Genomic DNA, 26762 nt, shown 5'->3' with positions numbered 1-26762 from the left:
GTAATGCATGCGTGCGGCGGTGTGTGCCAGCGTCGAAGCGCCCTTATGGTCGGATCGTTGTAACGCATAAGGGGCGCATGGCGCAATCGGTTACACCGCTATTTCGGCACGGCAATGCAGAAGTTTAGGGTTCGGTGTGCGATATGAATCGTATGAGTTATCGCAGCATCAAAGCGTCAAAGCATCAGAGATACTCGACGTTGCCATCCACGCTGATCGCCTGACCGGTGACGTTGCACGCCGCGGGGGATGCGAGGAACAGCGTCATCGCGGCGATATCGTCGACGGTCACCATGCGGCGCAGCGAGATGCGCTGCAAATACTGCTCCCGCATTTCATCGAAGCCGATGCCGAGCGATTCGGCGCGCGCCGCGATCACGCGATCCATGCGCTCGCCCTGCACGACGCCCGGCAGGATGGCGTTGACGCGGATATCGCTCGGGCCGAGTTCGACGGCGAGCGACTTCACGAGCCCGACGATCGCCCATTTCGTCGCCGCGTAGGGTGTGCGGAACGCGTAGCCGAGCCGGCCCGCCACCGACGCCATCGCGATGATGCCGGCGCGGTCCGATGTCTCCTTCAGCACCGGCACCGCGCGCCGCAGAAAATAGAACTGGCTGTTGAGGTTGGTCGTGATCGTGCGTTCCCACTGCGCCGGGTCCATGTCCTCGATCGCGCCCGTCGGTCCCGCGATGCCCGCGTTGTTCACGAGCAAATCGATTCCGCCGAGCGTGCGGCGCGCATCGTCGATGACGGCATCCACCTGTTCGATGTTCGCGACATCCGCGACGCTCGCGTGCAGGCGCGGCTCACCCGCCTTCGCCTTCTCGACCGCCGAAGCATCGACGTCGCAGATGAAGACCTGCGCGTCCGCCTGAATGAACGCCTCGGCAATCGCCGCGCCGATGCCGCTCGCCGCGCCCGACACGACGACGCGCAGTCCCGGCGCGGGCTTCAATAAATCGAATGTGTTCATGCTGCCATGCCTTGTTACGTTGAAGGTGCCGCCAGGTCAGAGCGTCATGCCGCCCGACGCTTCGATGACCGCGCCGTTGATGTAGCTGGCTTCGTCGCTTGCGAGAAACGCGTAGATATTCGCGATTTCCTCAGGCTTGCCGAGACGGCCGAGCGGCACTTGCGCGCGCATCTTCGCCAGCACTTCCTCGGGGATGGTGGCGAGAATGGGCGTATCGATGAAGCCCGGCGCGACCGCATTCACGCGCACGCCCTTCGGACCCAGTTCGCGGCTCCACGTCTTCGTGAAGCCGATCACGCCGAACTTCGCGGCGGCGTAGTTGGTCTGCCCGAAGTTGCCATAGATGCCGACGACCGAACTCGCATTCAGGATCACGCCCGAGCCCCGCGCGACCATGTGGTCCGAGACCGCCTGCGTCGCATGGAAGACGGCGCGCAGATTCACGTCGATGACCGCATCGAACTGTTCGACGGTCATCTTCTGCAAGCGCGCATCGCGCGTGATGCCCGCGTTGTTCACGAGCACGTCGATGCGTCCGTGTTGCTCGCGCACTGCAGCCACCATGTCATCGACGCGCGCACGATCCGACATGTCGAGACAGAACGCGCTCGCCTGGCCGCCCGCTTCACGGCAGGCATCGGCGACGCGCGTGACCGCATCGTGGTTTAGATCGCAGGCCGCGACGATCGCGCCTTCGCGTGCGAACTTCAATGCCGTCGCCGCGCCGATGCCTTGTCCCGCTCCGGTGATGATCGCTACTTTTCCCTGTAACCGCATCGTCTCCACCTTGTTGTTGGTCATACGTTCACGAGTGCGCGCCCGCTGCGGCGCCGACAGCCGGCCTCGGGGCCGCTTCGCGCTTGATCGCGCGTGCAAGCAAGGGTACCAGCAGCAGGCCCAGCACCGATGCGACCAGGATCACCATGAAGCCCGAATCGCTGCGGCCCGTCGCCGTCTCGGTCATGCCGAAGAGATACGGTCCGACGAATCCGCCGATCAGACCGATCGTGTTGATGAACGCCAGCCCCGCCGCAGCCTGAATGCCTTGCAGCCGCTTCATCGCGATGGCCCAGTACGAAGGCAGCACGCCGCCCGCGAAGAACGCCGTCACCGCGAGCAGCACCATGCGCGCGACCGGGCTAGACGTCGCGACGAACGCGCACGCACCGGCAACGAGACCCGCCGTCAGCACGCCGAGATACGTGCAGTCCTTTCCATAGCGGCGATGAATGCGCGGCAGCACGAGCACGCCCAGCAGAAAGCCGACACCCACGCTGCTCGACAGCAGGCCCACGATGAACGGTGTCTTGATCTGCATCTGCTGGATCATGGCGGGCGTGAAGAAGTACAAGCCGACGAACGCCACCTGATTCAGGAAATAGATGAGGCCGATGAGCACCGTCGTCGGGCGCTTCAGCGCGCCGATCCAGTCAGCCGACGTGAGTTCCGGATGCCCATGCGCGTCGATGACGGCGCGCTGTTCGAGCGCATCGACTTCGTCTTTCGACAGCCAGCGTGCATTGCGCGGCCGCTCGGGCAGCTTGAAGTACAGCACGATGCCGACGATGACGCTCGGAATGCCTTCGATCATGAACATCCATTGCCAGCCGTGCAGTCCGCCGATGCCGCCGAGCTGCATCAGCGCGCCGCCGAGCGGATTGCCGAGCATCAGCGCGAGCGCGGGCGCCGTGTAGATCCAGCCCACGGCAACGGGCCGGTCCTTCGGTGCGAACCACAGCGTGACCATGTACATCAGCGCGGGAAAGAGTCCGGCTTCCGCGATGCCGAGCAGCACGCGCAGCACATAGAACGACCACGTGCCCTGCACGAACATCATCGCGGTGGAAAGAATGCCCCACGTGACCGCGATCCGCGCGACCCAGCGTCGCGGTCCCACGCGATGCGCCGCCAGATTGCTCGGCACTTCGAGCAGTGCATAGCCGATGAAGAAGATGCCCGAGCCTAGCCCGAACGCCGCTGCGTTGATGCCCACGTCGATGGCGAGCTGCGTCTTCGCCAGCGCGACGTTCGTGCGGTCGAGGAAGGACATGAAGTAGATCGCGCACATCAGGGGAATGAGGCGCAGCATCGCCTTGCGTGTGGCGATGCGGTGAGTTTCGTCGATCGATAAGGATGTCATGGTGTCTCCGTATGTGTCTTTTTTATCGATATTCGTGATGCGGTGCTCGATGTCACGTCATGGCGTGACCTTGTCCGGCCCTTTCAGGCCGAGCATTCGGCGCGCATCGTCGGGCGTCGCGATCTCGAACGACAGCTCTTCGAGAATCCGCCGAATCTTGTGCACCTGTTGCGCATTCGATTCCGCCTTCACGCCCTTGGCGATATACACGCTGTCCTCCAGACCGACGCGCACATTGCCGCCCATGATGGCGCTCATCGTGACCAGCGCCATTTGATGACGCCCCGCCCCGAGCACGGAAAAGTGATAGTTCTCGCGCCCGAACAGACGGTCGGCGGTCGAGCGCATGACGGTCATGTTCTCCGGGTCCGGACCCATGCCGCCGAGTATCCCGAACACGGACTGAATGAAGAACGGCGGCTTCACGAGCCCTTGATCGACGAAATGCGCGAGGTTGTACAGATGCCCGAGGTCGTAGCATTCGAACTCGAAGCGCGTGCCCTTGCCGCCAAGCTCGAGCATGATGTGCCTGATGTCCCTGAACGTATTGCGGAAGATCATGTCTTCCATGCCTTCGACGAAATCCTTCTCCCAGTCGTAACGCCACGATGAAATCTTCGAGGCGAGCGGATGAATCGAGAAGTTCATCGAGCCCATGTTGAGCGAGCACATTTCCGGCGCCGCGAGCAGCGGATACGCGAGGCGTTCGCCAAGCGTCATGCGCGTGCTGCCGCCCGTCGTGATGTTGATGACCGCGTCGGTGGCTTCCGCGATTTGCGGCACGAACTGCCGGAACACGTCCGGGCTCGGCGTGGGCCGTCCGTCTTGCGGATCGCGTGCATGAAGATGGATGATCGCCGCGCCGGCCTCGGCGGCTTCGATGGCCTGCGTGCGGATATCGGATGGCGTGAGCGGCAGATGCTCCGACATCGACGGAACGTGCGTCGCGCCTGTGACCGCGCACGAAATGATGACCTTCCGGTCGCTCGTGTTCATCTTGCGTCCCTCCTATCTACTGTCCGTGCCGCGCGTCGATCGCGCGCGGCATCTTGTGAGGGCGATATTAGTGGGATAGCATCGCGCTCGAAAGGTCATTTTCGGACAGGCGAGAGTCCGCCGAGGACAACGCAAAACACGACCGCAAAAACACGACGCAGAGGGATGCCGTGGCCACGAGCCGCCCGCCGTACAACGAGCGCATCTACGCGCCCTACAAGATCGCCGCGCTGGTGGAAGTGCTGGCGGAGCAAGGAATCGCGCCCGCCGACAGCCTGCGCGGCACGGACGTGCGTCCCGACCAGATTTACGACGCCGCGGTGCTGACCTCGGTCGCACAATATGCGACCGTATGCAGAAACGCGGTGTTGCTTTCGTGCGATCCCGCCACGCCGTTCAAGGTCGGCACGCGGCTGCATCTGTCGGCTTACGGCATGTACGGATACGCGCTGATGTCGTGCCTATCGCTGCGCGAGTACTTCAAACTGGGCGTGAAGTATCACCGTCTCGCGACGCCCACGGTCGCGATTGAATGGACCGAGTATCCGGACAGGATGGTCTGGACCTTTCCCGATGCGTTCGTGTCGAGCCCTTCACGCGAACTGCGCGAGTTCATCATCGAGCAGCAGTACACGCAGCACGTCACGCATCTTCAGGATGTCGCCGGAAGCCGCTGCCCGCCCGTCAAGGCGTGCTTTTCGTATCCCGCGCCCGCACACGCCGACCTGTATGCGAAGTATCTCGACTGCCCGTGCTTCTTCGATCAGCCGCAATGCGAACTCGTCTATGACAGCGCGATTCTCGATCGCAAGCCGCAGCTTGCGCACAAGCTCACGGCCACGCTGTTGCAGGAGACGTGCGACCGGCTGATCGGGCAGGCGAAGACGTCAGCGGGCGTCGCGGGCGAGGTCTATCAAATCCTGATGAGCACGCCCGGCACCTTCGCCGGCATGGAGGCCGTGGCCCAGATGCTCAACATGACGACGCGGACCTTGCGGCGGCGTCTGGAATCGGAAGGCACGTCGTTTCTCGCGATCGTCGACGACGTGCGCCGCTCCCTCGCGCTCGAATATCTGAAGACCACGAAGATGAGCACCGATGACGTCGCCATGCTGCTCGGCTTCAGCGACGCCGCGAATTTTCGCCGGGCGCTCAAGCGCTGGACGGGAAAGGGGCCGGGCGAGTTACGTCGATAGTCTAGGCTTTGATACGGACTACGATTCGACGCCGCTATTCCTCACACGAACAGCGGGCCTGAACGCTCTGTGCGCCAAGGCACATTCATGAAGGAACCCGAAAGCTATAACGTGCGAAGCCCGCGCTCTGCCGGCTAGTCGTTGATCTCGTTCGTCCGTATTAATCACTCACTGAGCGATCACTCACCGAGGGCATCGGCAATGAACACGACTTCGATCGGCGGATTCAAGACGCGCGTGAAACGCAGCATCAAGTGGCCTTTGATCGCTGCTGTGGCATCGCTGCCGGATCCGGTGCAGACGCTGCTCTTTGCGCCGTCAATCCGCAAATACGCGCAGCGTGTGCCGATTCTCAAGGTAGTCTATTCCGGCTGCTATCGCACGCATCCCATCGACAGGATGCTCGGCACGAATACCGGCGGCATCGAGCCTCCCGAAGCGATTTACGGCGACGGCGCCGATGCGACGAGTTTTCCCTATATGGGCTCGCAACCGAGCCTCATTCGCTGCGCGCTCGCTCAACTCGGCGACCTGCGCGATCACACTTTCATCGACATTGGTTGCGGCAAAGGCCGGCCGATGATCGTCGCGACCGAGTTTCCGTTTCGCGCGGTCATCGGTTATGACCTGGCGGCGCATCTGGTCGATATCGCCAACCGCAATGCGGCGATCGTCGCGCGACGCTTCCCAGAACGCGTGCCGATGCACGCCTATGCCGCCGACGCGCTCAAACTCGAATTCCCGCCGGGCAAGCTCGTCGTGTTCATGTTCAATCCTTTCGGCGCGCAACTGATGGCGCGGCTCCTCGCGAATCTTTCGGCTGCATATCAGAGCGGTTCGATCGAGGCGTTCTCGGTGGTTTATTTCAATCCGATTTGCGCACATGTGTTCGATTCCTCGCCGTTGCTCGAGCGACGCTTCGCTTCATCGGTCGACTACGCAGAAGAAGAGATAGGCTACGGCGCGGAGACCCGGCAGGACGTATTCATCTGGACAACGAAAACCTGATTGTTTAGATGAAATGCCCGATACGGATAAATACCGATACTGAATGCGCTTGCTTCTGTCACGGAAAATAGTTTAGGCATACCCACATTAATTGCTTCGCGAGCTTTATTCGCCCGCCAAAACCCGGCCGCGGGCTGCAATGTGGGCTTCCGCGCATACCCGCAAAATGCAGGCTGCTACGGTTTCACCACGCGCAATTTTCTCTCACGCATCGGGGCCTGGATTATTTGCTTTCCTTATGAACGCGAAAGGGAAAGCGCCGAATTAGGTCCACCCATATCCGTTTGAGCCAACCACACGCGCCGGGACCTGCTCAACATGATTTCCAAAGTCAAAACGTCTGATGAAGCCGTTTCAGATAACGGTGATGAGATCCCCTTTGCTTCGCTAATCGATACAATGATCAACCATCGCGTATTGATCGCGCTGGTGGTTCTGTTCACCGTCCTGCTCGCCGCCGCTTACGCGTATCTGAGTCCGCCGATCTATCAGTCCGCGATTCTCATCAAGGTCGAGGACAACAAGGACGTATCGAATTCGCGCCCCGGCGACCCGCTGAGCAACATGCTTCCGACGCTCGACGACCGCTCGTCGGCTGAAGGCGAGATGCAGGTGCTCGGTTCGAAGCTCGTCGTCTCCCGCGCCGTCGATGCGCTCAAGCTCTATATCAGCGCCTATCCGCGACGTTTCCCGGTGATCGGCAATCGTCTCGCGCATCACGACGGCAAGCTGTCGGAACCGGGCTTGTTCGGCTTCGGCAACTACGCCTGGGGCGATGAATCGATCAGCGTTCCTGACTTCGACGTGCCGCGCCAGCTGGAAGGTGCCAAGTTCATCGTCACGGCACGCACGGACGGCCAGTACGAACTGAGCAATCCCGCGCTCGGCACGCCGGTCGTCGGCACCGTCGGCGAAGTGTTGCTCGTGCAGACGCCGCAAGGTCCTGTGAGGCTTCTCGTCACCGCGATGAAGGGCAATCCGGGCGTGGGCTTCGACGTCGTGCATTATTCGCGGCAACTGACCATCGACGCGATTCAGAGTCAGGTGAAGATCAGCGAACAGGGCAACAAGTCGAGCGTGCTGAAAGTGACGCTCGAAAGCGCTGACCCTGTGCAGGTGGCCGCAACGATCAACGAGATCGGACGCCAGTACGTGAGGCTCAATGGCGATCGCAAGGCCGTGATCGCGGAGAACTCGCTGACATATCTGCAGAAGCAGTTGCCGGTGCTGAAGCGTCAGATGGAAGACGCGGAAAACGCGTACAACTCGTATCGCGACAAGAACGCGATGCTCGATACGGACGAAACCAATCGCCTGTTGCTGAAGCAAACCGCCGACGCCAACGCGCAATTGCTCTCCTTGCGCCACACGCGCGACGACCTCACCACCACGTTTTCGACCGCGCACCCGCGAATCACCTCCATCGACAAGCAGATCGCCGCAACGGAACAGTTTCTCGCGAAGCTGAACGACCGTACCCGTTCGATGCCGATGGAAGAACAAGGCGCGCTGCGTCTCTTGCGCAACGTCCGCGTGAGCACGGACCTTTATACGGCGCTGCGCAACAACATCGAAGAGATGATGCTGATCAAGGCGGGCAAGGCGGCATCGGTGCAACTGATCGACACCGCCGACGTGCCCGAGCTGCCGGTCAAGCCGATCAAGTGGCTGGCCATCGCAATCGGGCTCGCGCTGGGCATGTTCTTCGCCGTGGGCCTTGCGATGCTGCTCGATCGCATCTTCCGGGGCGTCACCGATACCCAGGAGATCGAGATCGAGACCGGCCTGAGCGTGTTCGCGACGATCCCGCAAAGCGCGCGTCAGCCGGCGCTGTCGAGCGTCGCCAACGGCACGGCGCCGCGTCAGGCGGTGCTCGCGTCGCAGTTTCCGAAAGACCCGACCGTGGAAGCGTTGCGCATTCTGCGTTCGGCGTTGCAGTTCACCCTCGTCGGCGCGCGCAACAACGTGGTGATGATCGCCGGCCCGCTACCGGGCGTCGGCAAGTCGTTTCTGTCCGCGAACCTCGCTACGGTGCTCGCATCGGGCGGCACGCGCGTGCTTCTGGTCGATGCGGACTTGCGCAAGGGCTATCTGCATCGGCAATTCGGCATTCAGCAGGGGCCGGGACTCGCGAACATCCTGCTCGGCACGCATACGCTCGAAGGCACCATCCATCGCGAGGTGTTGCCCAATCTCGATGTGCTGCAAGGCGGCCCGTATCCGGCGAGTCCGGCCGAACTGCTGTTGAGCGCGAAGTATCGCGAGACCATTCAGGAAGCGTCGTCACTGTATGACATCGTGCTCGTCGATGCACCGGCGGTGCTGGCCGTTTCCGATGCGGGCGCGATCGCCCCGGCCGCCGCATCGATCTTCCTCGTGGGCCTGTATGGACGGACGCGCGTCGGAGAGATCAAGGAGTCGATGAAGCGGCTCAACCAGACCGGCGCACGCGTGACCGGCGTGCTGCTCAACGGCGTCTCGCTGCATACGGCGGACAAGGCGCTCGCGGGACGTTATGGCAGCAGCGCCTACGTCGCGCACAACTACGAATCCGCGCCCGAATAAGCGCACCGGGCGCGAAGCAGGACACCCGCAGCATCCTATCTACGCGTTGCTACGAGACTGGAGAGACTTCATGCGTTCGCTTACTGACCAGAAAATCGCTGTGATCGGCCTGGGCTATGTGGGCCTGCCGCTCGCCGTCGAGTTCAGCAAGCATCATCAGGTAGTCGGGTTCGATGTGAACCGGCATCGCATCGACGCGCTGCGGGAAGGACACGACGCGACGCTGGAAGTCGCCGACGACGAACTCCACGCCGCCGAGACACTCGCCTTCACCGATGATCCCGCCGCGCTCAAGGACTGCACCGTGTTCATCGCGACCGTGCCGACGCCGATCGATCGACACAAGCGCCCGGACCTCGGCATGCTGTTGCGCGCGAGCGAAACCATCGGCTCGGCGCTGAAGCCCGGTGACGTCGTCATCTACGAATCGACCGTGTATCCCGGCGTGACCGAAGAGGAATGCGTGCCGGTGCTCGAACGCGTGTCGGGGCTGCGCTTCAACGTGGACTTCTTCGCCGGCTACAGCCCCGAACGCATCAATCCGGGCGACAAGCTGCATCGCCTGCCGGACATCAAGAAGGTCACGTCCGGTTCGACGCCCGAAGTGGCCGAAGCGGTGGATGCGCTCTATCGTCAGATCATCACGGCAGGCACGCACAAGGCCAGCAGCATTCGCGTGGCGGAAGCGGCCAAGGCTATCGAAAATACGCAGCGCGACGTGAACATCGCGCTCGTCAACGAGCTGTCGATCATCTTCAACAAGATGAACATCGACACGGAAGCCGTGCTGCTTGCAGCCGGTACGAAGTGGAACTTCCTCAACTTCAGGCCGGGTCTCGTCGGCGGGCATTGCATCGGCGTCGATCCGTATTATCTGACGCACATGGCGCAGTCCATCGGCTACAACCCCGAGATCATCCTCGCGGGACGGCGCCTCAACGACAGCATGGGCACCTACGCTGTCTCGCAACTCGTGAAGGCGATGACGAAAGCGCGCATCTACATTCCCGGTGCGCGCGTGCTGGTGATGGGCCTCGCGTTCAAGGAGAACTGCCCCGACATGCGCAACTCGCGCGTGGTCGATATCGTCACCGAACTGAAGCAATACGGCACTAACGTCGATGTCTACGATCCCTGGATTTCACGCGAGGATGCGTTCCACGAGTACGGCATTCAGCCAATCGAAGAGCCGGTCAAAGGCGTGTATGACGCGATCGTGCTCGCGGTATCGCATCGCGAGTTCGCGGAGATGGGCGCAGCGGCGCTGCATGCGTTCGGCAAGGATCAGCACGTGGTCTACGACCTCAAATACGTGCTTCCCGCCGATGCAAGCGATCTGCGCCTGTGACCCACGTTCAAGCGAGCGCACGTTCGGAGACCCCGATGCCCGACCGATACGAATCCGTGTGCGAAGCGTTGCGCACGCGTCCGCAAACCTGGCTGATCACCGGCGTGGCCGGCTTCATCGGCTCGAATCTGCTGGAGGCGTTGCTTTCGCTCGATCAGCATGTCGTCGGGCTAGACAACTTCGCGACCGGGCATCAACGCAATCTCGATGAAGTGCGCGGCGCCGTCGATGAGCGCCAGTGGCGGCGCTTCCGTTTCATCGAAGGCGACATCCGCAACATGGACGACTGCAGGCGCGCGATGCAAGGCGTCCATCACGTGCTGCACGAAGCGGCGCTCGGCTCGGTGCCGCGTTCGGTGCGCGACCCCATCGCGACGCACGACGTCAACCTGAGCGGCTTTCTGAACATCCTGTGCGCCGCACGCGATGCGCAAGTCGAGAGCTTCACGTATGCCGCTTCGAGTTCCACGTATGGCGACCATCCGGGCCTGCCGAAGGTGGAGGACCGCATTGGGCAGCCGCTATCGCCGTATGCGGTGACGAAGTATGCGAATGAGTTGTACGCATCCGTCTTCGCGCGCACTTACGACTTTCATGCGACTGGCCTGCGCTATTTCAACGTGTTCGGCAAGCGGCAAGACCCCGAAGGCGCATATGCGGCAGTGATACCGAAATGGACCGCCGCGCTGATCGAGGACGAAGGCATCACCATCAATGGCGATGGCGAAACGAGCCGCGATTTCTGTTTCATCGACAACGTGGTGCAGGTCAACATTCTCGCGGCCACGGCGGATAAAGCGGCGCGGGGACAGGTGTACAACGTCGCGGTCGGGGATCGCACGACGCTCAGGCAGTTGTATCAGGAACTCAAGCGGGCACTCGCCAAGCATGGCATCGAAAGCCGCCGGGAAGCCGAGTACGGGCCATTCCGCGCGGGAGACGTGCGTCATTCGCAAGCCGATGTCTCCAAAGCCGAGCGCCTTCTCGGCTACGGGCGCAAGGTGGCTTTCGCGGAAGGCATCGAACGCGCCATGCCGTGGTACATCCGCTTCCTTTCAGAACAAGCTGATCGCGGACCAATCGGCGCACATGCGCCTTCGGCCGCACGCAGCGGGACATGAGGCAGATGCGTTGATCTCACAATTTGCTGCACTGAAGAACCGCCTCTTGCAGCTTCACCCGGACCATCTGCGCGCGGCGCGGGGCATGGCGCGGGTGGCCATCTTCGTTCTGCTCGGACGCTGCGCGGGCGCGGCGAAGGAGATGGTCATTGCGTATCGCTACGGCATCAGCAACGTCGTCGATGCCTATCAGATCACGTTGACGCTCGTCTCGTGGTTGCCCGCCGCTTGCTCGGCCGTCTTCGCGATCGTGCTCGTGCCGGTGTTCGTCGATCTGCGCCGTGAATCCGCCGATGAAGAGACGCGCTTTCTCGGCGAACTGCTCACGTGGGCGATAGTCGTCGGGGTCGTGTTCACCGCGATCATCTACATCGTCTGGCCGTATGTCATCAACTTCATGGCCGGCAATCTATCCGCGCAGACGCGCGAGATGGCGCATCACATGATGATCGTGATGGCGCCTATCGGCGTGCTCATCATGGTCGTCACCGCGTATTCGACGCGGCTGCAATCGCGCGAACGCCATATCGCGACGCTGCTCGACGGACTGCCCGCCGTGATGACGCTGCTGCTGGTGCTCTTCGTCACCGGCAACAACGCGATGACGCCGCTCATGTACGGCACGCTGCTCGGTTATATGGCGCTCGTGCTCGTGCTGTGGCCGCTCGCCGGCAAGGTCGAGGGCAGGTACAGCCGCCTGAGCCTGACGTTCAGGTCGCGCCGCTGGCAGCCGATCTATCACGCGGTGCGCGTCTACATGCTGGGACAGCTCGTCGTGTGCTGCTCGCCGGCCATCGACCAGTATTTCGTCGCGCATCTGGGCGATGGCGCCGTCGCCACGCTCGGCTATGCGAATCGTGTGTTCGGCCTGCTGCTGAGCATGGGCGCGCTCGCGATCGCGCAGGGCACGCTGCCGGTTCTGTCCGACATTCTCGGCAAGGACGACGTCAATCGCGCACGTCATACCGCGTTGCAGTGGTCGCTGCTCGCGCTCGGCGCGGGCGCGGGCGCCGCGGTCATCGCGTATCCGCTCGCGCCGTGGGTCGTCGAAGTGCTGTTCCAGCGCGGCGCGTTCACGGCGCAGAACACGGTGCTCGTCGCCGACCTGATGCGCTACGCGCTGGTGCAGTTGCCGTTTTACTTCGCGTCGCTCGTGATGATGAACCTGCTGTCGGTCGAAGGCCGCTACAAGGACATGGCCATCGTCACCGCCCTCGGCTTTGCGGTGAAGGTCGTCGCGAATGCGCTGCTGACGCGGTGGATCGGCATGCCGGGCGTGCTGGTCGCCACCGGCTTCATGCACGCGACCGTATTCTTCGTAACGATGATGATCACGCGGCGCGTGCCGCCAGCCAATCTCACGGGAGGCGCCGTTCGATGAACATCACGCTGCTGGTCAGCTCGATGGGAAGCGGCGGCGCGGAGCGCGTCGCGGCCACGCTCGTGAACGCATGGAGCGAGCGCGGCGATACCGTCACGCTGATCGCTACTTATAGCCGCAAGCGCCCGTGCTTTTATGCACTGTCGGACAAGGTCCGCTTCATTCATCTTGCTGACCGCGTGCGAAAAAGCCGTGGCGGCGTGGCCGGGTATATCGAACGTCAGTTTGCCTTGCGCACCCTGATACGCGAAAGCCGCGCGGATGTCGTCATCTCGTTTCTCTATAACGTCAACGTGGCGAGCGTGCTTGCGACGATGGGCCAGCGCGTGCCGCTCATCCTCTGCGAGCACAACGATCCTTCCGCCGATGGCCGCCCCGCGTTCTGGAATTTCGCGACGCGCATCGCGTATCCGTACGCGGACGCGGTGACGGTGCTGACGGAGAACGTCGTCGAACCGTTCCGCGCGATGGTGCCGGGCGTGCGGCACATGACCGTCATGCCGAATCCGCTGCCGCCGGAACTTTTCTCGCAGCCCGCGCCCGCCGCGAGCGCCGATGGCCGCATGCGCCTCGTATCGTTCGGGCGGCTGCATCCTCAGAAGAACTACGGATTACTGATCGATGCGTTCGCCTCGATCGCGCAACGCTTCCCGCAGTGGGACTTGACCATCTGGGGCGAAGGCGCCGAACGCCCTGCGTTGCAGGCGAAAATCGATCAGCTCGGCCTCAAAGAGCGCGTGTTCATGCCCGGCGTAACGAACGAACCGTGGCTGGAAATGCGGCGCGCGCAGGCGTTCGCGATGTCGTCGCGCTTCGAAGGCTTCGGGCTTGCGCTTGCCGAAAGCATGGCGCTCGGCGTGCCGGCGGTCGCCGTCGATTGTCCGAGCGGCCCGCGCGATATCACGCGCGATGGCGAAGATGCGCTGCTCGTGCCGCCGCACGACCGCGATGCGCTCGCGGACGCTCTGGCTCGCCTGCTCGGCGATGAAGCCTTGCGCGCAGACCTTGCACGCAAGGGCGCGCAATCGATTCGCGAGCGATACGCGGTCAACGCGATTCTTCGCATATGGGACGACCTCTTCGCACGCGTCGGCGCATGCACAGGGAACGCACAGCAGCCTGCGGCAATCGGCATGCAGAACCATCAGCGGCAAGTGCTTTGAACGGAGATCCGGGCCATGAACAAAGTCATTCTCTTTGCCAACACCGACTGGTATCTCTACAACTTTCGCCTGTCGCTCGCGTATCGCTTGCGTGACATGGGCCACGAAGTCGTGCTGATATCGCCGCCCGGCGAATACGGCCCGCGTCTGCGCGAACTGGGCTTTCGCTGGCATGCGGTGCCGATGATCCGCCGCAGCCTCAATCCGCTCCGCGAACTCAGTCTCGTGCTGTGGCTCGCGCGGCTGTTTCGCGAGGAACACGCCACGCTGGTACATGGCTTCACCATCAAGAGCGCCGTGTATGGCTCGCTCGGTGCAAAGCTCGCGGGCGTGCCGGCGCGCGTGAACTCGGTTGCGGGACTCGGCTATGTGTTCACGAGCCGCGATATCAAGGCGCGGCTGCTGCGTCCGGTCGTGCGCCGCGTGTTGCGGCTCGCGCTCGACGGCGAAGGTTGCGCGCTCATCCTTCAGAATCCCGATGACGTGCAGATGTTCAGGAAGGCGCGCCTCGTCGACGACACCGCCGTGCATCTCATCAAGGGCTCAGGCGTGAACTGCGCGCGCTTCCAGGCGCGTTCCGGCGACGCGCCGCACGCCCGCGAGCCGCTGCGTGCGCTGCTTGCCGCGCGCATGTTGTGGGACAAGGGCATTGCCGAATTCATCGATGCAGCGCGCCTATTGAAGCGCGAGGGCCGCACGATCCGCTTCATTCTCGCGGGGATGCCGGATGCGGGCAATCCGGCGTCCATCGATCGCGCGACGATAGAAGGCTGGGTCGCCGAAGGGCTCGTCGAATGGCGGGGCCACGTCAGCGACATGCCCGCGCTGCTCGCCGACACCGACGTCATGGTGCTGCCGAGCTATCGCGAAGGCTTGCCGAAATCGCTGATCGAAGCCGCTGCGTGCGCACTGCCGCTCATCACCACCGATGCGCCGGGCTGTCGCGAAGTCGTCAGCGTGAACGGCGAGGACGGGCTGATCGTGCCGGTGCGCGATGCCGTCGCGCTCGCCAATGCGATGCGTCTCATCGACGACGACCGCGCGCTCGCACGCAAGCTCGGCCTCGCCGCACGCGACAAGGCGCTGCGCGAGTTCGACGAAGCCATCGTCATCGACAAGACGCTCGGCGTCTATCAGACGCTTGCGCCGGTGCGTCAGGCCGCGCCTTCGTCCGTCGGCATTGCGCCGTGAAGATCGTTCACGTCATCACCGCGCTGCCGGCAGATGGCGCCGAGATGCTGCTGTATCGGCTCATACGCACTTCGCGTGAAAGCGGGGTACAGCACACGGTCATATCGCTGTCGCCGGAAGACACGCTCGCTGAGCGCATCCGCGAAGCCGGCGCCGAAGTGCGTATCCTCGGCATGCGGCCCGGTGCGCCCGGGCCGGCGAAGTTCGCGACGCTCGTGCGCTGGCTCGACGAACTCGAACCCGATGTCGTGCAAAGCTGGCTTTATCACGGCGATCTGATGGGCGGTCTCGCCCTGCATGCCGCCAACGCCTGGCGACGCCTGCGCGGATCACGCGCGCCGCGTCCGGCGCTCGTATGGGGCATCCATCATACGGACCTGCGTTCGACTGGCAGCAGCCGCATGACGCGCTGGGTCACGAAGGCGTGCGCCGTGCTGTCCTCGCGCGTGCCGGATTCGATCGTGTGCTGCGGTGAAGCGGCGATGCGATCGCATGTCCAGGGCGGCTATTGCGCCGCAAAGATGACGGTGATTCCCAATGGCTTCGAACTGGATGTCTTCAGGCCGATGCCGCAAGCGCGCGATGCGTTGCGCCGCGATCTCGGCTTCGACGCGAATGCGCCGGTGGTCGGCATCGTCGGGCGATATCACGCCGTGAAGGATTATCCGAACTTCATCGCCGCGATGCGTCGCGTGCTCGACGTGTTGCCGCACTGCCGTTTCGTGATGGCGGGACGCGGGCTCGATCGCGACAATCGCGAACTCGTGTCGTTGCTCGATGAGGCAGGCGTCGCGCATGCGGGGCGTCTGCTCGGCGCGTTGCGTCATCCCGAGACGATGCTTGCGGGACTCGACGTGTTCTGCCTGTCGTCGCGCAGTGAAGGACTGCCGACTGTCGTCGGCGAAGCGATGGCCTGCCGCGTGCCTTGCGTGGCCACTGATGTAGGCGATACGGCATGGCTCATCGGCGATACGGGTCTGGTGACGCCGCCTGAAAACGCGGACGCATTGGGGCGCGCACTCATCGACATGCTGACGATGCCTGCGGAAGAACGCTCGAGGCTAGGCTTGGCGGCTCGCGAGCGGATCGAGCGCGTGTTTTCGATCGAAACGAGCTGGCGCCGCTATGAGGAGACCTACATCCGTACGACGAACGCGTTGCGCGAATCGCGCGCTGAACGGCTCAATGCTTGAACGGCTGGATGTGGAGATTGCGTCGGGCGTCGACTGACAGACTGAGGATTGCGCATGCGCCACCGATTGCGGCATGGCGTGCTGTCAAGAACGCAGAATTTGCACAGGCAGAGTCATTTCTGATGACTGGAGCGCGATGAATGCCCCGCTTCCTTGGGCTCGAGTTCGTCCGGCTCGTGCATGCGGCCGCGCAGGCCGCTCCGCAGACCGGGCGATCGCTCGCCGCCGCCTTCGTCGCTGCCCTTGGCGCGCCGATGCCGCCGGCGCGAAGGCAGCAGCACGTCGGCCGCCGCCAGCAAGGCGAGCGCGACGACAGCAAAGAACACTATCGTGCCGACAGTAGTGGCGAAGTCCATTCCCTCTCCAGACGGATCGACGCTGGGTAATCCCGCAGCCGGGACTACTTAGAGCAGCATCCATGCCATTAGTTTTCGGCATTTTCCGCCGAAAGTTGAGGGTGGGTGCAGGTGATTGTCAGAAAAAGACAGTTGCGTGAAAGAGAGACCGGCCTGACGCGCCGGCCTCCCATCAACGGCTAAACGCTTTCGTTTAGCGCGTGTACGTCATGTTGGTCACTTCGACCGAAGGACCGGCGTTGTCCCAGTCCGTCTTGCTGAAGCCGAGCGCCGAGTGCATGTAGACCGGCTTGTCGCTGGTGATGTGACCCGTCACCGTACGGCCGTTCAGTTGCAGGCCGCCCACCGCATACGCCACGTGATAAGCGGCGTTGTCGCGGTGATTGGTGATGTCGATCGACACGTTCTTGGCGACCGGGCCCGGCAACGCGCCGAGATACACGAGGATGCCGTAACGCGTGTTGTTGGTCGTCGGGCTGATGACCTTGATGTTTTGCAGCACCGCATTGTTGTCGTTCGGCTCGATGTCGAGGCCGGCCGAAGGCATCGTGCCCTTCGTGTTCGACCACGTCGGCGTATCGAACGTGATGTTGCTGCCGCTCGTGATCGTCGCGCCCTGGCGGCGGTTGCCGTCCGAAACGTGCTTCGTGATCGTCACGCCATTGCTCGCCGTCGTGCGCGTGCGATACGAATTGCCGATGTACACGCCATCGCCCCAGCAATTGATCGTGGTCGGTGACGTGATCGTGACGTTCGTCGCGCCGGCGATGGAAAGGCCCATGCCCTGACCGCCCTCGTTCGGATCGTTGGTCGCGGAATTGAGTTCCTTGCTGCCGTCGAGATAGGCGTTCTCGATCTGCACGTTGTTCACGTCCCACATACGCATGATCTGGTAGCTGGGCGTGCTGTGCGCGAGCAGCTTGATCGACGCGCCAGTTGCGAAGCGGATGTGCGAATTCGTGCGCAGGTCGACGCCTGCGGAGTCGATGCGGACCTTGCCCGAAATCAGCAGGATCTTGCCGACGGAACCGTCGATGGCCTTCTGCAGCGCGACGCGGTCGTTGGTGACGCCGTCGGCCTTTACGCCGAACGAGCTTGCGTCGACGACCGTGCCGGACGTCGCGGTGCTGGCCGCTGCTTGCGTCGACGATGCAACGTTGGTGCTCGATGCCGCCGCCGTGGTCGCCGCGGCCGGGCTGCGACGCCACCGCTTGTCGGTGGCCGCGAGATCATCGGCGCTGCCGCCGCCGCAAGCGGCGAGCACCATCACACCGGTGCAGGCGGCAACTGCGTTCAGCAATTTGCGGCGGGTGAAAAGCGGGTTGTGAATTTGATCGGAAGAAACGTGATTATCTTTGAAAAATAGCATTGTGCTTGACGTTATTAATAGGCGACTGAGGAAAAGGAATGTCCGTCGAGACCGAAATCGGACGAATGCAAAGCCGTTCAACCGGGGCGAAAAAGTTGCCCAAAGCATGCAAGGCCACGAATGCCGGTCAAACTTACTTCATAACGCTTACGCGCAAAGTATCTAATACCGATACCGGGTCCGTATGATACAGAACGTGGTATGACAATTCCGAACGTTTCGTAACGCGATGTAACAATCGAGTGGGGACAGGTCGAAATGGCGGGCACGTACGTTCGCGCAATCCCCCGCCAGACGTGGGATTGGGGAAAACGCTGGTCTATTGATCCGACGATTGAAAATAAATCGTGGTTGGTGAGAATGAAACCCGTCGTGGCTACCGAACCACGGGTTTCAAGTATGAAGAAAAGTGAATATCTTGCCGTTTATATTCTTATGAATTTATTGGCTGAAATCTGATTTGATTGCTCTATTCCCCGAAAATCGCTCTTTAGAGTTTTTCCGACGCGACTTTCGCTTTGCCGCGTCGCATTTCAGCGCGAAGCGCCGCGAGCTTGCTAATCCCGTCGTTGACGGCGAATGCCACGCGTCCCCACGACGATCGCGCGATCTGAATGCTGGACGCCGCCGACATATTCCCCTTGCTCCAGTAGGGTTTGAATGTCTCCGACCCGACGCCGAGATCGAAGTCCATGCCGTTTTCCACCGCCCAGCGCACCCAAGCTTCGGTCGTGATCGCTCCGGGCGCGAGTTTGCTGTGGTCGCGGTCGAATCCCGCCATCACGCCGAGCATGATGCTTCTGCCGAGGCCGACCATGTTCGCCGCGACCGGTGCGCCGTCGAGCATCAGCACCATGACGCGGGCGTACGGCCTGCCGTCGCTATCGGCGGGGTGGTTGGCCAGCGCGACGAGATAATCGCGGAACGCCTGCGAGTAGAGCCATGCGCCCTTCTTGTCCACGCGCTCGGCCCAACTGCGCTTGCACGCGAGCATCCAGTCGATCATCCGTGCGTTCTCTTCTTGGTCGCCGGGGCCGAGTATCCGCATCTCGACCTTGCCCTGCCGTTCCAGACGCCTGAGCAATGCGCCCGGCTTCTTTCCCGACAGCGTGCCAAGCGACGCCGCGAAGCTCTCCCAGTCCTTCTCACGCGACAAGCGCGCGATGGCATAAGGATGCGCCTTCGACGTCATCAATCCCTGATGGCTGCTGGCGAGGCGGAACAGCGTGTCGTCGTGATCGAGATACGGAAGCAGAAAGATATCGGACGGACACCGCTCCAGCGCCGCACGCCATATCGATTCAATCAGTTCAACTGATACATGTTCGGGGTCGATCAGCACGGTCGTATAGTCCGCCGATTCCGGGCTCAACGGCCGTAGCACGGTCCACAGCCGGTTGCGCGAACGAACGAGCGGCCACACCGCAATGAGCCGCTCATCGCGACGAACCGCAACGATGCGCAACGAACGTCCGATCGGCTTCGCCACGCGCTCCCAGCTCAGCCAGCACGTCACGAACGATTCGTGATGCCGTCCGCCGGCGCGACGCCACAACGCCTGCCATTCGTCGGCGAGCGCATGGAATTCCTCTGTCGTTTTGATGATGTCGATACGGTAGGCTGGTGCAATCATGAGTGTCTCTGCGGCGATGCATGGGTTACGATATCTGTGCCTCGAACAGTGTCCCGAAACGCGCATGGGAAGCAAACTGTTGGCTGTCCTGTGCTTGCGCATCTTGCATCGCAAAGCAACCGGCGCAACGTGCGATGCCGTACAGTGGTGCACGCGAGTGGTCCATTACCCTGCGGTAATCGCTTGTAATAAGTCGCGCGACGACCGTGCTTGACATCGTCGAAACTTATGCATTGCCTCTTCTGACATACAACGTCGACAACGCTTCGTCACCCGATTCACCAGCATCCGAGCGCGGTCGACTGCGTAGGAACGCTTGCGTCTCAAAGCCTTTCGCAGATTTAAACGCGTAGCGAACTGCATCATGAACCGAGTTGCGAGGGACAATGGACAACGAATGCTATTCAGTCAGCGCTTCCACTGTTGCAACGAAGCCGAAGCCGACGAAAGCGAAACCGAATAAAGCGAAGGAGAGCGTGAAGACCGTCCCGGCGGGTAATATCAAGCCGCAAGGTCTGACCGCGCGATCCATCTTCCATGAACCGTGGTGGCTCGAAGCAGCGACAGACGGAAAATGGGGCGTTGTCGAAGTCAAACAGGGCGACGACGTCATTGGTGAAATGCCCTATATGCTGGAACGCAAAGGCTTGTGGCGCATTTCCGAATTGCCGCCGCTGACGCGCACGCTCGGACCCGTCATCAAGCCGCAACGTGCAGGCGGCAGTGATCGCGAGTGGTGTTATCGCATGGAGATCGCGGATCAACTCGTCGCGAAGCTGCCGCCGTGCGCCCACTTTCATCAATTGATGGACACGCGCATGTCGGAAGCGGAGGCCATCGCATTTTCGTTGCATGGCTACGATGTCTCCATCGGCTACACGATGGAGATTCCCCCCGAACGCACCGAAAGCGAAGCGTGGTCCGCGCTTCGCCGGAATACGCGCAACTGGGTGCGGCGTGCGACCGAACGCCTCACGATACGGGAGATTGCGAGCCCCGATAGTTTTGTCGACTTCTACGACAGCAACCTCGCCATTCGCAAACGCAACAACGTCTACGGCTCGACGATCATGCGGCGCGTGCTCGGTGAAGTGCGAACGCGCAATGCGGGTGTGATGCTCGGCGCATTCGACGACAACGGCATGCTCGTCGCGGAAACCGCGCTGGTCTGGGACGACCGTGCGGTGTATTACATGCTGTCGTCGCGCCGCGCGGATGCACACGGCGGCGCAATCAGTCTGCTGATCTGGGAAGCGGCGCGCATTGCGCGCGAGAAGAAGCTGATCTTTGACCTGGACGGCATCTCCACCGCGACGATACTCGACTTTCTATCGGGTTTCGGCGGACGGCTCGTGACACGCTATGAAATCGAACGCATGCGCGCGGATTACGGCGCGCTGCGCACCGTGCTTCGCGGCGAGAAGATGGCAAGCAAGACCGGCGCGAAACGCCTGCGCAAAGCGCCGCTCGAAAAGCCCTGATACCGCGTTCGTCATCGGCGGCTCGATGCCGTCGATGACAAATCGCGCGATTCGTTCTAACTGCCGATGAAGTACGCGTACACGCCTTCGTAATAGCTCTTGATCACTTCAGCGGACAGCACCAGCATTATCCCTACTACCCACCATATCGAGAATGCGTTCCTGAAACGAATCTGCGGCACGATGAAAGTCATCATCAACGGGATGCAGTACCATACGCGTCCCTTGCCGAACGGAAAGAGCAAAAACGCAAGCAACAAATAAAGCACCAGAACGATATGCATGGTGCATAGCTCGGTCCAGACAGTCGATTTTGCCTCCGGGCGGTTCTTCCATTCCGAATATAGAAACACGATCGAAGCCGTCATGTAGATGACGAGCAGCACGACGAGCTTGATCGTGAAATCGTTCTGATATCCCGAGTATTCCTCGATTCGCCTGCCACCGAAGTTCCTGAACAGGAAACCCGCCGATGACACCAGCATGAAAGCCATCGCGCTCGCGCTGCCGAAGGCGAGCCGCCTGCGGTCGCCGCATAGCCGTATGGTCAGCAGAAGCAGCGCCGGTATCGCGAAGGTCGTGTGAATGAAGCACGCGAGCACCCATCCGGTGACGGGGCGGTGATAACGCAGCGTGAGAAGCATTGCGATGCCGAACGCCATGCCCTGACGAATCTGGAACGTGCCGACCGTCGCGAGCGCCATCGGCACCACGGCCCAAAGGACGAGGCCGAGCAGCGGCCGCCTCACCTCGAGCAGCGCGATGAACACGAGCGCATTGAGCATGACGACCGTGATGCGGACGCCCGTTTCAGGCGTGAATCCCAGCGCATTCAGCCCGACCACCCAGGCGCGCCAGCCGAATTCCTCGGTGACCGTGCTGATGACGAATGAAAGCGTCGACGTGCGCGCCTTGTAGGTGCTGACGAACCAGTCCCAGGTCGTTCTTCGAAAGTACTCGAGGTAATTGTCCTGGTCGAGCACGCTCGATACATGACGCGGCGTCGTCGCCATGATGACCAGAATGACGACCGCGAGCGTGACGAACAGCCAGCCGCCCGGCGTCGCGAGAAAATGCTGCGCACGATGCACGGCACGCCAGTTCGACGCGCTTCGGCCCTGCATCGCTCTTGCTCTCATCGGAGAATCCTCGCGTCTAGTGGCGTCGAACAGCGTGCTTTCATGCGCGCGCGCAGTCTGTGCGCTGTCCCACAGCATCTCGAAAGCTCTAACGAATCAGCCGCAATCCCGTCACGACGATAGTTGGCCCGCGCTTGTCGTAGTCGACGTTTTCCACGGACGCGAGCCGCGATTGGATCCAGGTAGGCGACCGGCTTTCCACGCGCCCTTTCACGATGAAGCCTTTCGTATCGAGGCCGGATACGCTGAAAGCATTGTCACTCGATCCTTCATCGCGATGACCGCTGATCGTTATATCGACGTGCTTCGCAAGCGGCCCCGGAATCTCCGCAAGAAAGACCAGAATGCCGATCTTGCAATTGCGCGTGACCGGATCGACCACGCGGATATTTTCGAGCACGTCACGGTTGGAATTCGGTTCGATGTCCAGCCCCGCTGAAGGCGCCGTCCCTGCGATGTTCTGCCACGTGCACCGCTCGAGCGTGATGTTCCTGCCGCTGATGATCGATACGCCCTGCCGCCTGCAATCGCTCGCGCGATGCTCGATCAGGCGAATGTCTTCCGGCGGCACGTGCGGCGAGCGATAACTGCTCGCGATGTAGACGCCATCGCCCCAGCAGCCGGTGGTGACCGCCGACCGAATCGTTACGTTCGTGCTGCCCGCGATGGAGATGCCCATTCCGTAGCCTTCATCGCGACGCTTCGGCGTTGCGGCGTTCAGTTCCTTGCTGCCATCCAGCGCAGCGTTCTCCAGGACCACGTTCGTCACGTCCCAGATGCGAATGATCTGGTAAAAGGGCGTATCGTGCGCAAGCAGCTTGATCGACGCGGCCGGCTCGAAGCGCACGCGCGACCCGCTGCGCAAATCGAGGCCCTTCGCGTCGATGCGGCAACGGCCATCGATGACGAGCGTCTTGTCGACGGATGCATCGATAGCGGCCTGAAGGCGCAAGCGGTCGTTGCTGGTTCCGTCGCCCTTTACGCCGAACGCGCTCGACCTCACGATATCCGCTGCACGAACGGGCGTTTCAGCAAGGGTTTTCACCAGCGCGCCGGAGGCAATGAGTTTTAGTGCAAGCCTTCTTTTTCGCATGACGCGGCAAACTCCTCTTTGCGTCGTTGGAAGACATCGAATGAAATGTTAGTTCTCAAACTTATACGCGATGAACAGCCCGTTACGCTACCGCGCACCGCACCTTCGTTAGGTTACCGATGAAAGCGATCGATCTGATCAGAAGCGATCTGTACCGCTATGCGGGGGCAGTCGATACGGGCACGCTCGTTCGGAAGTTCGTATCCTCCGAAGGATTCAACTATTCCGTGTGGTTCCGCCTGGCTTCGTCGAGACCGCGCGGAGTACTTGGCGTACTCCTGAGAATTATTCTTCGCCGCAAGCAGCGTCAGTTCGGAATCGTCATTCCGGCCGGCACAATCGTGGGGCCGGGCCTTTTTATCGGGCACTTCGGAAATATCGTGGTGAACGAAACAGCCGTAATTGGCGCGAACTGTAATCTCTCGCAATGCGTGACCATCGGCTCGAATCATGGTCAGGCGGCCACCATTGGGGATAACGTGTATATCGGGCCGCATGTGTGCATCGTCGAAGACGTCGTGATTGGCGATTCAGTGACCATCGGCGCGGGCAGTGTCGTAACCACGAATGTACCGGCCAACGTCACCGTTGCGGGCGTGCCTGCGCGCGTGCTGAGCGATGACCTCGCGCGCAATCGGGAGGGCAGATATGTGCTTCGACGATGGACTGCGTGAGCGCCACGTAAAGTCGCCGTCATAATATCGACATACGCTGCGTCTGCCATGCCTCCAATGCACAAAAGAAGGCTTTTGAGAGCGGCCAATTGTTGACCGATACGCGGCCTAGCCAACATTTCACCAACAAAAAAACGTGCCATTAAAAAGGCGTGTCGAGAGATGATATTCGGACTCCCAACATGATTCGCTTAGCGGGATATCCCTGATTAATCATAAAAAACGCGGGAATAAAAAGGGTTATTCACTCGTTTCGCCGATTGCATATCCGGAACATCGCCTGACGCAGCAGCTTCATTGCAAGACTCGTGGGCCGACGCATCGGCCTGCCATATCGGAGTAGGCTCTTACTTCGCGATCCGATCAACCGTCCGCGCTGTTGACCATGAGCACACGACAATGCTGAATCTCGCCCTCGGTTGCCTGACATCGTTTTGTCTGACTCTTTGGATCGTGAAATACACGACTCGCGCCGGTTCTCGATGGCTCGACTCCGACTTGAAGGGCGTACAGAAGATGCACACCGTCCCTGTTCCGCGCATCGGAGGCGTGGCCATCGTGGGCGGGACTGGAATCACGTTCATCGTGGGCGGCATGTTCGACGCCAACCCGCCGGGCGAGTCGCTGCTGCTGCTCGGCTGTGCGGCGATACCGTTTCTTGCCGGAAGCGTCGAAGACGTGACGAAGCGCGTGAGTCCGCGTATCCGGCTGCTCGCCGCGATGGCCGGCGCGATCTGCGCGGTCTATGCACTGAACGCGGTGCTCGGCCGCGTCGATCTGCCTATCGTCGATCGCGGCCTCGCGCTCATGCCGGTCGCCATCGGCCTGACCGTGCTCACGGTGTCGGGCCTGACCAATGCGATCAATCTCATCGACGGCATGAACGGGCTTGCGTCGGTGTCGGCTATCCTCATCTTCGGCTCGATCGGCTTTGTCGCGCATCAGGTCGGCGACTGGCTCATCATGAGCGTTGCATTGACGATGATCGGCACCATCCTCGGCTTCGCGGTATGGAACTACCCCGGCGCGGCGATCTTCCTCGGCGACGGCGGCGCGTATTTCATCGGCTTTCTCATGGCGGAGCTGCTCGTGCTGCTGATCGCACGGCATCCGAACGTATCGGCGTGGTACGCGGCCGTGGTGGCCATCTACCCGCTCTTCGAGACGATCTTTTCGATCTACCGGCGCAAGTTCGTTCGCGGGCGGCCCGTCAGCGAACCGGATGGCGTGCATCTTCATACGCTGATCTATCGGCGCATCGCGCTGCGCGGGGCCGATTATCGCGACGCCCGCCAACGAGGCCGGCGCAACGCGCGCACATCGCCGTATCTGTGGGCGTTGTGCTCGGTGGGCGTCGTGCCAGCATCGTTCTTCTGGAATCAGCCGGTCGTGCTGTTCGCAACGGACATCGTGTTCGTCGGCGCGTACGTGTGGTTCTATGCGTGCATCGTGCGCTTCAAGACGCCGCGCTTCCTGCTCGGCCATTCTTCGATCACGCCGGCCACGTCGCACGAAACGCGCCGCTAATATTCAGACTCGGAACCGCCCGGATCACACGGCGGTTTCGAGCGCGCTGGACGCACGTCCATCCGCGTAAAGACGCCCGCCGAGCGCGCACAGTTCTTCCATGTTCAGCGAAACGAAGCCGTATCGCTCGCGAAGGACGACGTAGTGATCCGCGATACGCTGCAGGAACGCGATGTTCTCCGCCGTGTCCCGCCCGAAGTTATGAGGATGCCACCACAGGTGATAGAGCCGCTTGTGGATCGCGGCGTGCGTCATCGCATCCTTTATCCGGTTCAGGCGCAGCGTGTCCAGCATCGCGACCTTGCGCTTGAAGGGCCGCAGAAAGCTGCTCGCCGGAAAGTTGAACGGCATCGAACGAAAGCAGTCCTCGAGCGCGTGCGTGTTGTGGCCCGACACGTTGACATAGGCATCGAGCAGGCGGCTCGCGCGCCTGACGCGGCTCTGTCCTGCCTTGTCGGAGGCTGCATAGGCGTGTCCGCCTTGCGTGCCGCGATAGCAAAGAATGCCATGCTTCATCAGCACGGCGAGATACGCATCGTTGCATTGATTGCGCGGAAACACGATGCTCGTGATGTTCACGCCCGAGCGCCGCGCCACGTCCACCGCATAGGCGATGTCCTCTTCGAACTCGCGCACGCCCTGCCCTTCTTCCAGACAGTAATAGTGTGAGTACGTGTGCGTGCCGATGGCCTGGCCCGGCTGCGCGGCGATGCGTGCAATCAGGTCGGGCGCGAAGTGATAGAGCGGATCGAGTTCATGCGCGGCATCGATATATTCGTACGGCGATATTCCGGGCCGCTTGTAGTGCGGACGCGCTGCCGGCAGGCTCGCTTTGAGTTCGGCGGTATCGCGGTGAAACATGAAGCCGACGGTCGCCCATGTCGCATGAATGCCGCTGTTGCCAAAGACGCTCAACATCTGCGGAATCGCGCGCCGCCCGCCGCGCAGATTTTCGCCGTAGCTTTCGATGGTCCGCGTCTCGCGCACGCCCCACAGCAGTTCGAAGTCGAGCGAGACGGTGAATACGCCGTGATCGAATGTCATGTGCCTGCCTGGTCGATGAGGATGCGGACGGCGAGCGTGCCGAACGGCATCGGACATGCTCGCCTATTTTCCCGGCGGCGATGGTGGCGTACCGCACCGTCGCGCAACTTTGCGCGTGTCACGGCTGTGCGCGATTGCTCGATGCGGATACAGTTGCGCTACCGCGCA

At 61.7% G+C, this 26762-nt stretch carries 22 protein-coding genes; 12 read left to right on the top strand and 10 right to left on the bottom strand.

What is annotated here, in order from left to right; genetic code table 11:
- Positions 1 to 184: 184 nt before the first annotated feature.
- Genes AB6804_RS19295 through AB6804_RS19280 form a run of 4 tightly spaced genes read right to left on the bottom strand, consistent with a single transcriptional unit; the run spans position 185 to position 4112 of the window.
- Positions 185 to 976: an SDR family oxidoreductase gene (locus AB6804_RS19295; protein ID WP_370887802.1), complete on the bottom strand. Its 792-nt coding sequence runs from the start codon at positions 974 to 976 to the stop codon at positions 185 to 187.
- A gap of 36 nt (positions 977 to 1012) precedes the next feature.
- Positions 1013 to 1753: a beta-ketoacyl-ACP reductase gene (locus AB6804_RS19290; RefSeq protein ID WP_370887823.1), complete on the bottom strand. Its 741-nt coding sequence runs from the start codon at positions 1751 to 1753 to the stop codon at positions 1013 to 1015.
- A 28-nt stretch (positions 1754 to 1781) separates the two neighbouring features.
- Complete coding sequence (locus AB6804_RS19285) at positions 1782 to 3116, bottom strand: MFS transporter (RefSeq protein ID WP_370887801.1); 1335 nt, start codon at positions 3114 to 3116, stop codon at positions 1782 to 1784.
- A 57-nt stretch (positions 3117 to 3173) separates the two neighbouring features.
- A complete protein-coding gene (locus tag AB6804_RS19280) occupies positions 3174 to 4112 on the bottom strand; it encodes a 3-keto-5-aminohexanoate cleavage protein (RefSeq protein ID WP_370887800.1) in 939 nt (312 codons plus the stop codon).
- A 170-nt stretch (positions 4113 to 4282) separates the two neighbouring features.
- On the opposite strand from AB6804_RS19280, the gene AB6804_RS19275 reads away from it, so the two are divergent.
- The 9 genes from AB6804_RS19275 (at position 4283) to AB6804_RS19235 (ending at position 16278) form a co-directional block, all read left to right on the top strand.
- On the top strand, positions 4283 to 5308 hold the full coding sequence (locus tag AB6804_RS19275) for an AraC family transcriptional regulator (RefSeq protein ID WP_370887799.1): 1026 nt from the start codon (positions 4283 to 4285) through the stop codon (positions 5306 to 5308).
- 201 nt (positions 5309 to 5509) lie between these two features.
- On the top strand, positions 5510 to 6316 hold the full coding sequence (locus AB6804_RS19270) for a class I SAM-dependent methyltransferase (RefSeq protein ID WP_370887798.1): 807 nt from the start codon (positions 5510 to 5512) through the stop codon (positions 6314 to 6316).
- Between the two features lie 318 nt (positions 6317 to 6634).
- Positions 6635 to 8881: a polysaccharide biosynthesis tyrosine autokinase gene (locus AB6804_RS19265; protein ID WP_370887797.1), complete on the top strand. Its 2247-nt coding sequence runs from the start codon at positions 6635 to 6637 to the stop codon at positions 8879 to 8881.
- 70 nt (positions 8882 to 8951) lie between these two features.
- Positions 8952 to 10229: a Vi polysaccharide biosynthesis UDP-N-acetylglucosamine C-6 dehydrogenase TviB gene (tviB, locus tag AB6804_RS19260; protein WP_370887796.1), complete on the top strand. Its 1278-nt coding sequence runs from the start codon at positions 8952 to 8954 to the stop codon at positions 10227 to 10229.
- A gap of 35 nt (positions 10230 to 10264) precedes the next feature.
- Positions 10265 to 11350, top strand: a complete 1086-nt coding sequence (locus tag AB6804_RS19255; RefSeq protein ID WP_370887795.1) for an SDR family oxidoreductase — start codon at positions 10265 to 10267, stop codon at positions 11348 to 11350.
- A gap of 10 nt (positions 11351 to 11360) precedes the next feature.
- Positions 11361 to 12731: a murein biosynthesis integral membrane protein MurJ gene (murJ, locus tag AB6804_RS19250; protein ID WP_370887794.1), complete on the top strand. Its 1371-nt coding sequence runs from the start codon at positions 11361 to 11363 to the stop codon at positions 12729 to 12731.
- Positions 12728 to 13894 carry a glycosyltransferase family 4 protein gene (locus tag AB6804_RS19245; protein WP_370887793.1) on the top strand — a complete coding sequence of 389 codons (1167 nt, stop codon included), beginning with the start codon at positions 12728 to 12730 and terminating at the stop codon, positions 13892 to 13894. The genes murJ and AB6804_RS19245 overlap by 4 nt, the downstream gene beginning before the upstream one ends.
- 15 nt (positions 13895 to 13909) lie before the next feature.
- Entirely contained in the window at positions 13910 to 15085 is a 1176-nt protein-coding gene (locus tag AB6804_RS19240; RefSeq protein WP_370887792.1) for a glycosyltransferase family 4 protein, read from the top strand.
- Positions 15082 to 16278 carry a glycosyltransferase gene (locus tag AB6804_RS19235; protein ID WP_370887791.1) on the top strand — a complete coding sequence of 399 codons (1197 nt, stop codon included), beginning with the start codon at positions 15082 to 15084 and terminating at the stop codon, positions 16276 to 16278. The genes AB6804_RS19240 and AB6804_RS19235 overlap by 4 nt, the downstream gene beginning before the upstream one ends.
- Before the next feature lie 113 nt (positions 16279 to 16391).
- Here AB6804_RS19235 and AB6804_RS19230 read toward each other — a convergent pair whose 3' ends face one another.
- The 3 genes from AB6804_RS19230 to AB6804_RS19220 all read right to left on the bottom strand — a co-directional run bounded on the left by AB6804_RS19230 (position 16392) and on the right by AB6804_RS19220 (position 19636).
- Positions 16392 to 16634 (bottom strand): hypothetical protein, encoded by a 243-nt coding sequence (locus AB6804_RS19230; protein ID WP_370887790.1) that lies wholly within the window; start codon positions 16632 to 16634, stop codon positions 16392 to 16394.
- A 193-nt stretch (positions 16635 to 16827) separates the two neighbouring features.
- On the bottom strand, positions 16828 to 17934 hold the full coding sequence (locus tag AB6804_RS19225) for a hypothetical protein (RefSeq protein WP_370887789.1): 1107 nt from the start codon (positions 17932 to 17934) through the stop codon (positions 16828 to 16830).
- 559 nt (positions 17935 to 18493) lie between these two features.
- Positions 18494 to 19636, bottom strand: coding sequence for a GNAT family N-acetyltransferase (locus tag AB6804_RS19220; RefSeq protein WP_370887788.1), 1143 nt, complete (start codon positions 19634 to 19636; stop codon positions 18494 to 18496).
- A gap of 476 nt (positions 19637 to 20112) precedes the next feature.
- Between AB6804_RS19220 and AB6804_RS19215 the strand changes: the two genes are divergently transcribed.
- Positions 20113 to 21117, top strand: a complete 1005-nt coding sequence (locus AB6804_RS19215; protein WP_370887787.1) for a GNAT family N-acetyltransferase — start codon at positions 20113 to 20115, stop codon at positions 21115 to 21117.
- 56 nt (positions 21118 to 21173) lie between these two features.
- Here AB6804_RS19215 and AB6804_RS19210 read toward each other — a convergent pair whose 3' ends face one another.
- Both AB6804_RS19210 and AB6804_RS19205 read right to left on the bottom strand, forming a co-directional pair.
- Complete coding sequence (locus tag AB6804_RS19210) at positions 21174 to 22256, bottom strand: EpsG family protein (RefSeq protein WP_370887786.1); 1083 nt, start codon at positions 22254 to 22256, stop codon at positions 21174 to 21176.
- 88 nt (positions 22257 to 22344) lie between these two features.
- Positions 22345 to 23349 (bottom strand): right-handed parallel beta-helix repeat-containing protein, encoded by a 1005-nt coding sequence (locus AB6804_RS19205; protein ID WP_370887785.1) that lies wholly within the window; start codon positions 23347 to 23349, stop codon positions 22345 to 22347.
- Between the two features lie 119 nt (positions 23350 to 23468).
- Here AB6804_RS19205 and AB6804_RS19200 point away from each other — a divergent pair, with 119 nt between their 5' ends.
- Positions 23469 to 24023, top strand: a complete 555-nt coding sequence (locus AB6804_RS19200) for a serine O-acetyltransferase (RefSeq protein ID WP_370887784.1) — start codon at positions 23469 to 23471, stop codon at positions 24021 to 24023.
- 516 nt (positions 24024 to 24539) lie between these two features.
- A complete protein-coding gene (locus tag AB6804_RS19195; protein WP_370887783.1) occupies positions 24540 to 25550 on the top strand; it encodes a glycosyltransferase in 1011 nt (336 codons plus the stop codon).
- Between the two features lie 24 nt (positions 25551 to 25574).
- Here the strand turns inward: AB6804_RS19195 and AB6804_RS19190 are convergent, their stop codons facing one another.
- Positions 25575 to 26594: a polysaccharide deacetylase family protein gene (locus tag AB6804_RS19190; RefSeq protein ID WP_370887782.1), complete on the bottom strand. Its 1020-nt coding sequence runs from the start codon at positions 26592 to 26594 to the stop codon at positions 25575 to 25577.
- Positions 26595 to 26762: the final 168 nt, after the last annotated feature.

It is taken from the genome of Caballeronia sp. RCC_10, assembly GCF_041360715.1.
GTDB lineage: Bacteria > Pseudomonadota > Gammaproteobacteria > Burkholderiales > Burkholderiaceae > Caballeronia > Caballeronia grimmiae.
This window is presented reverse-complemented; position numbering and strand designations above follow the sequence as displayed.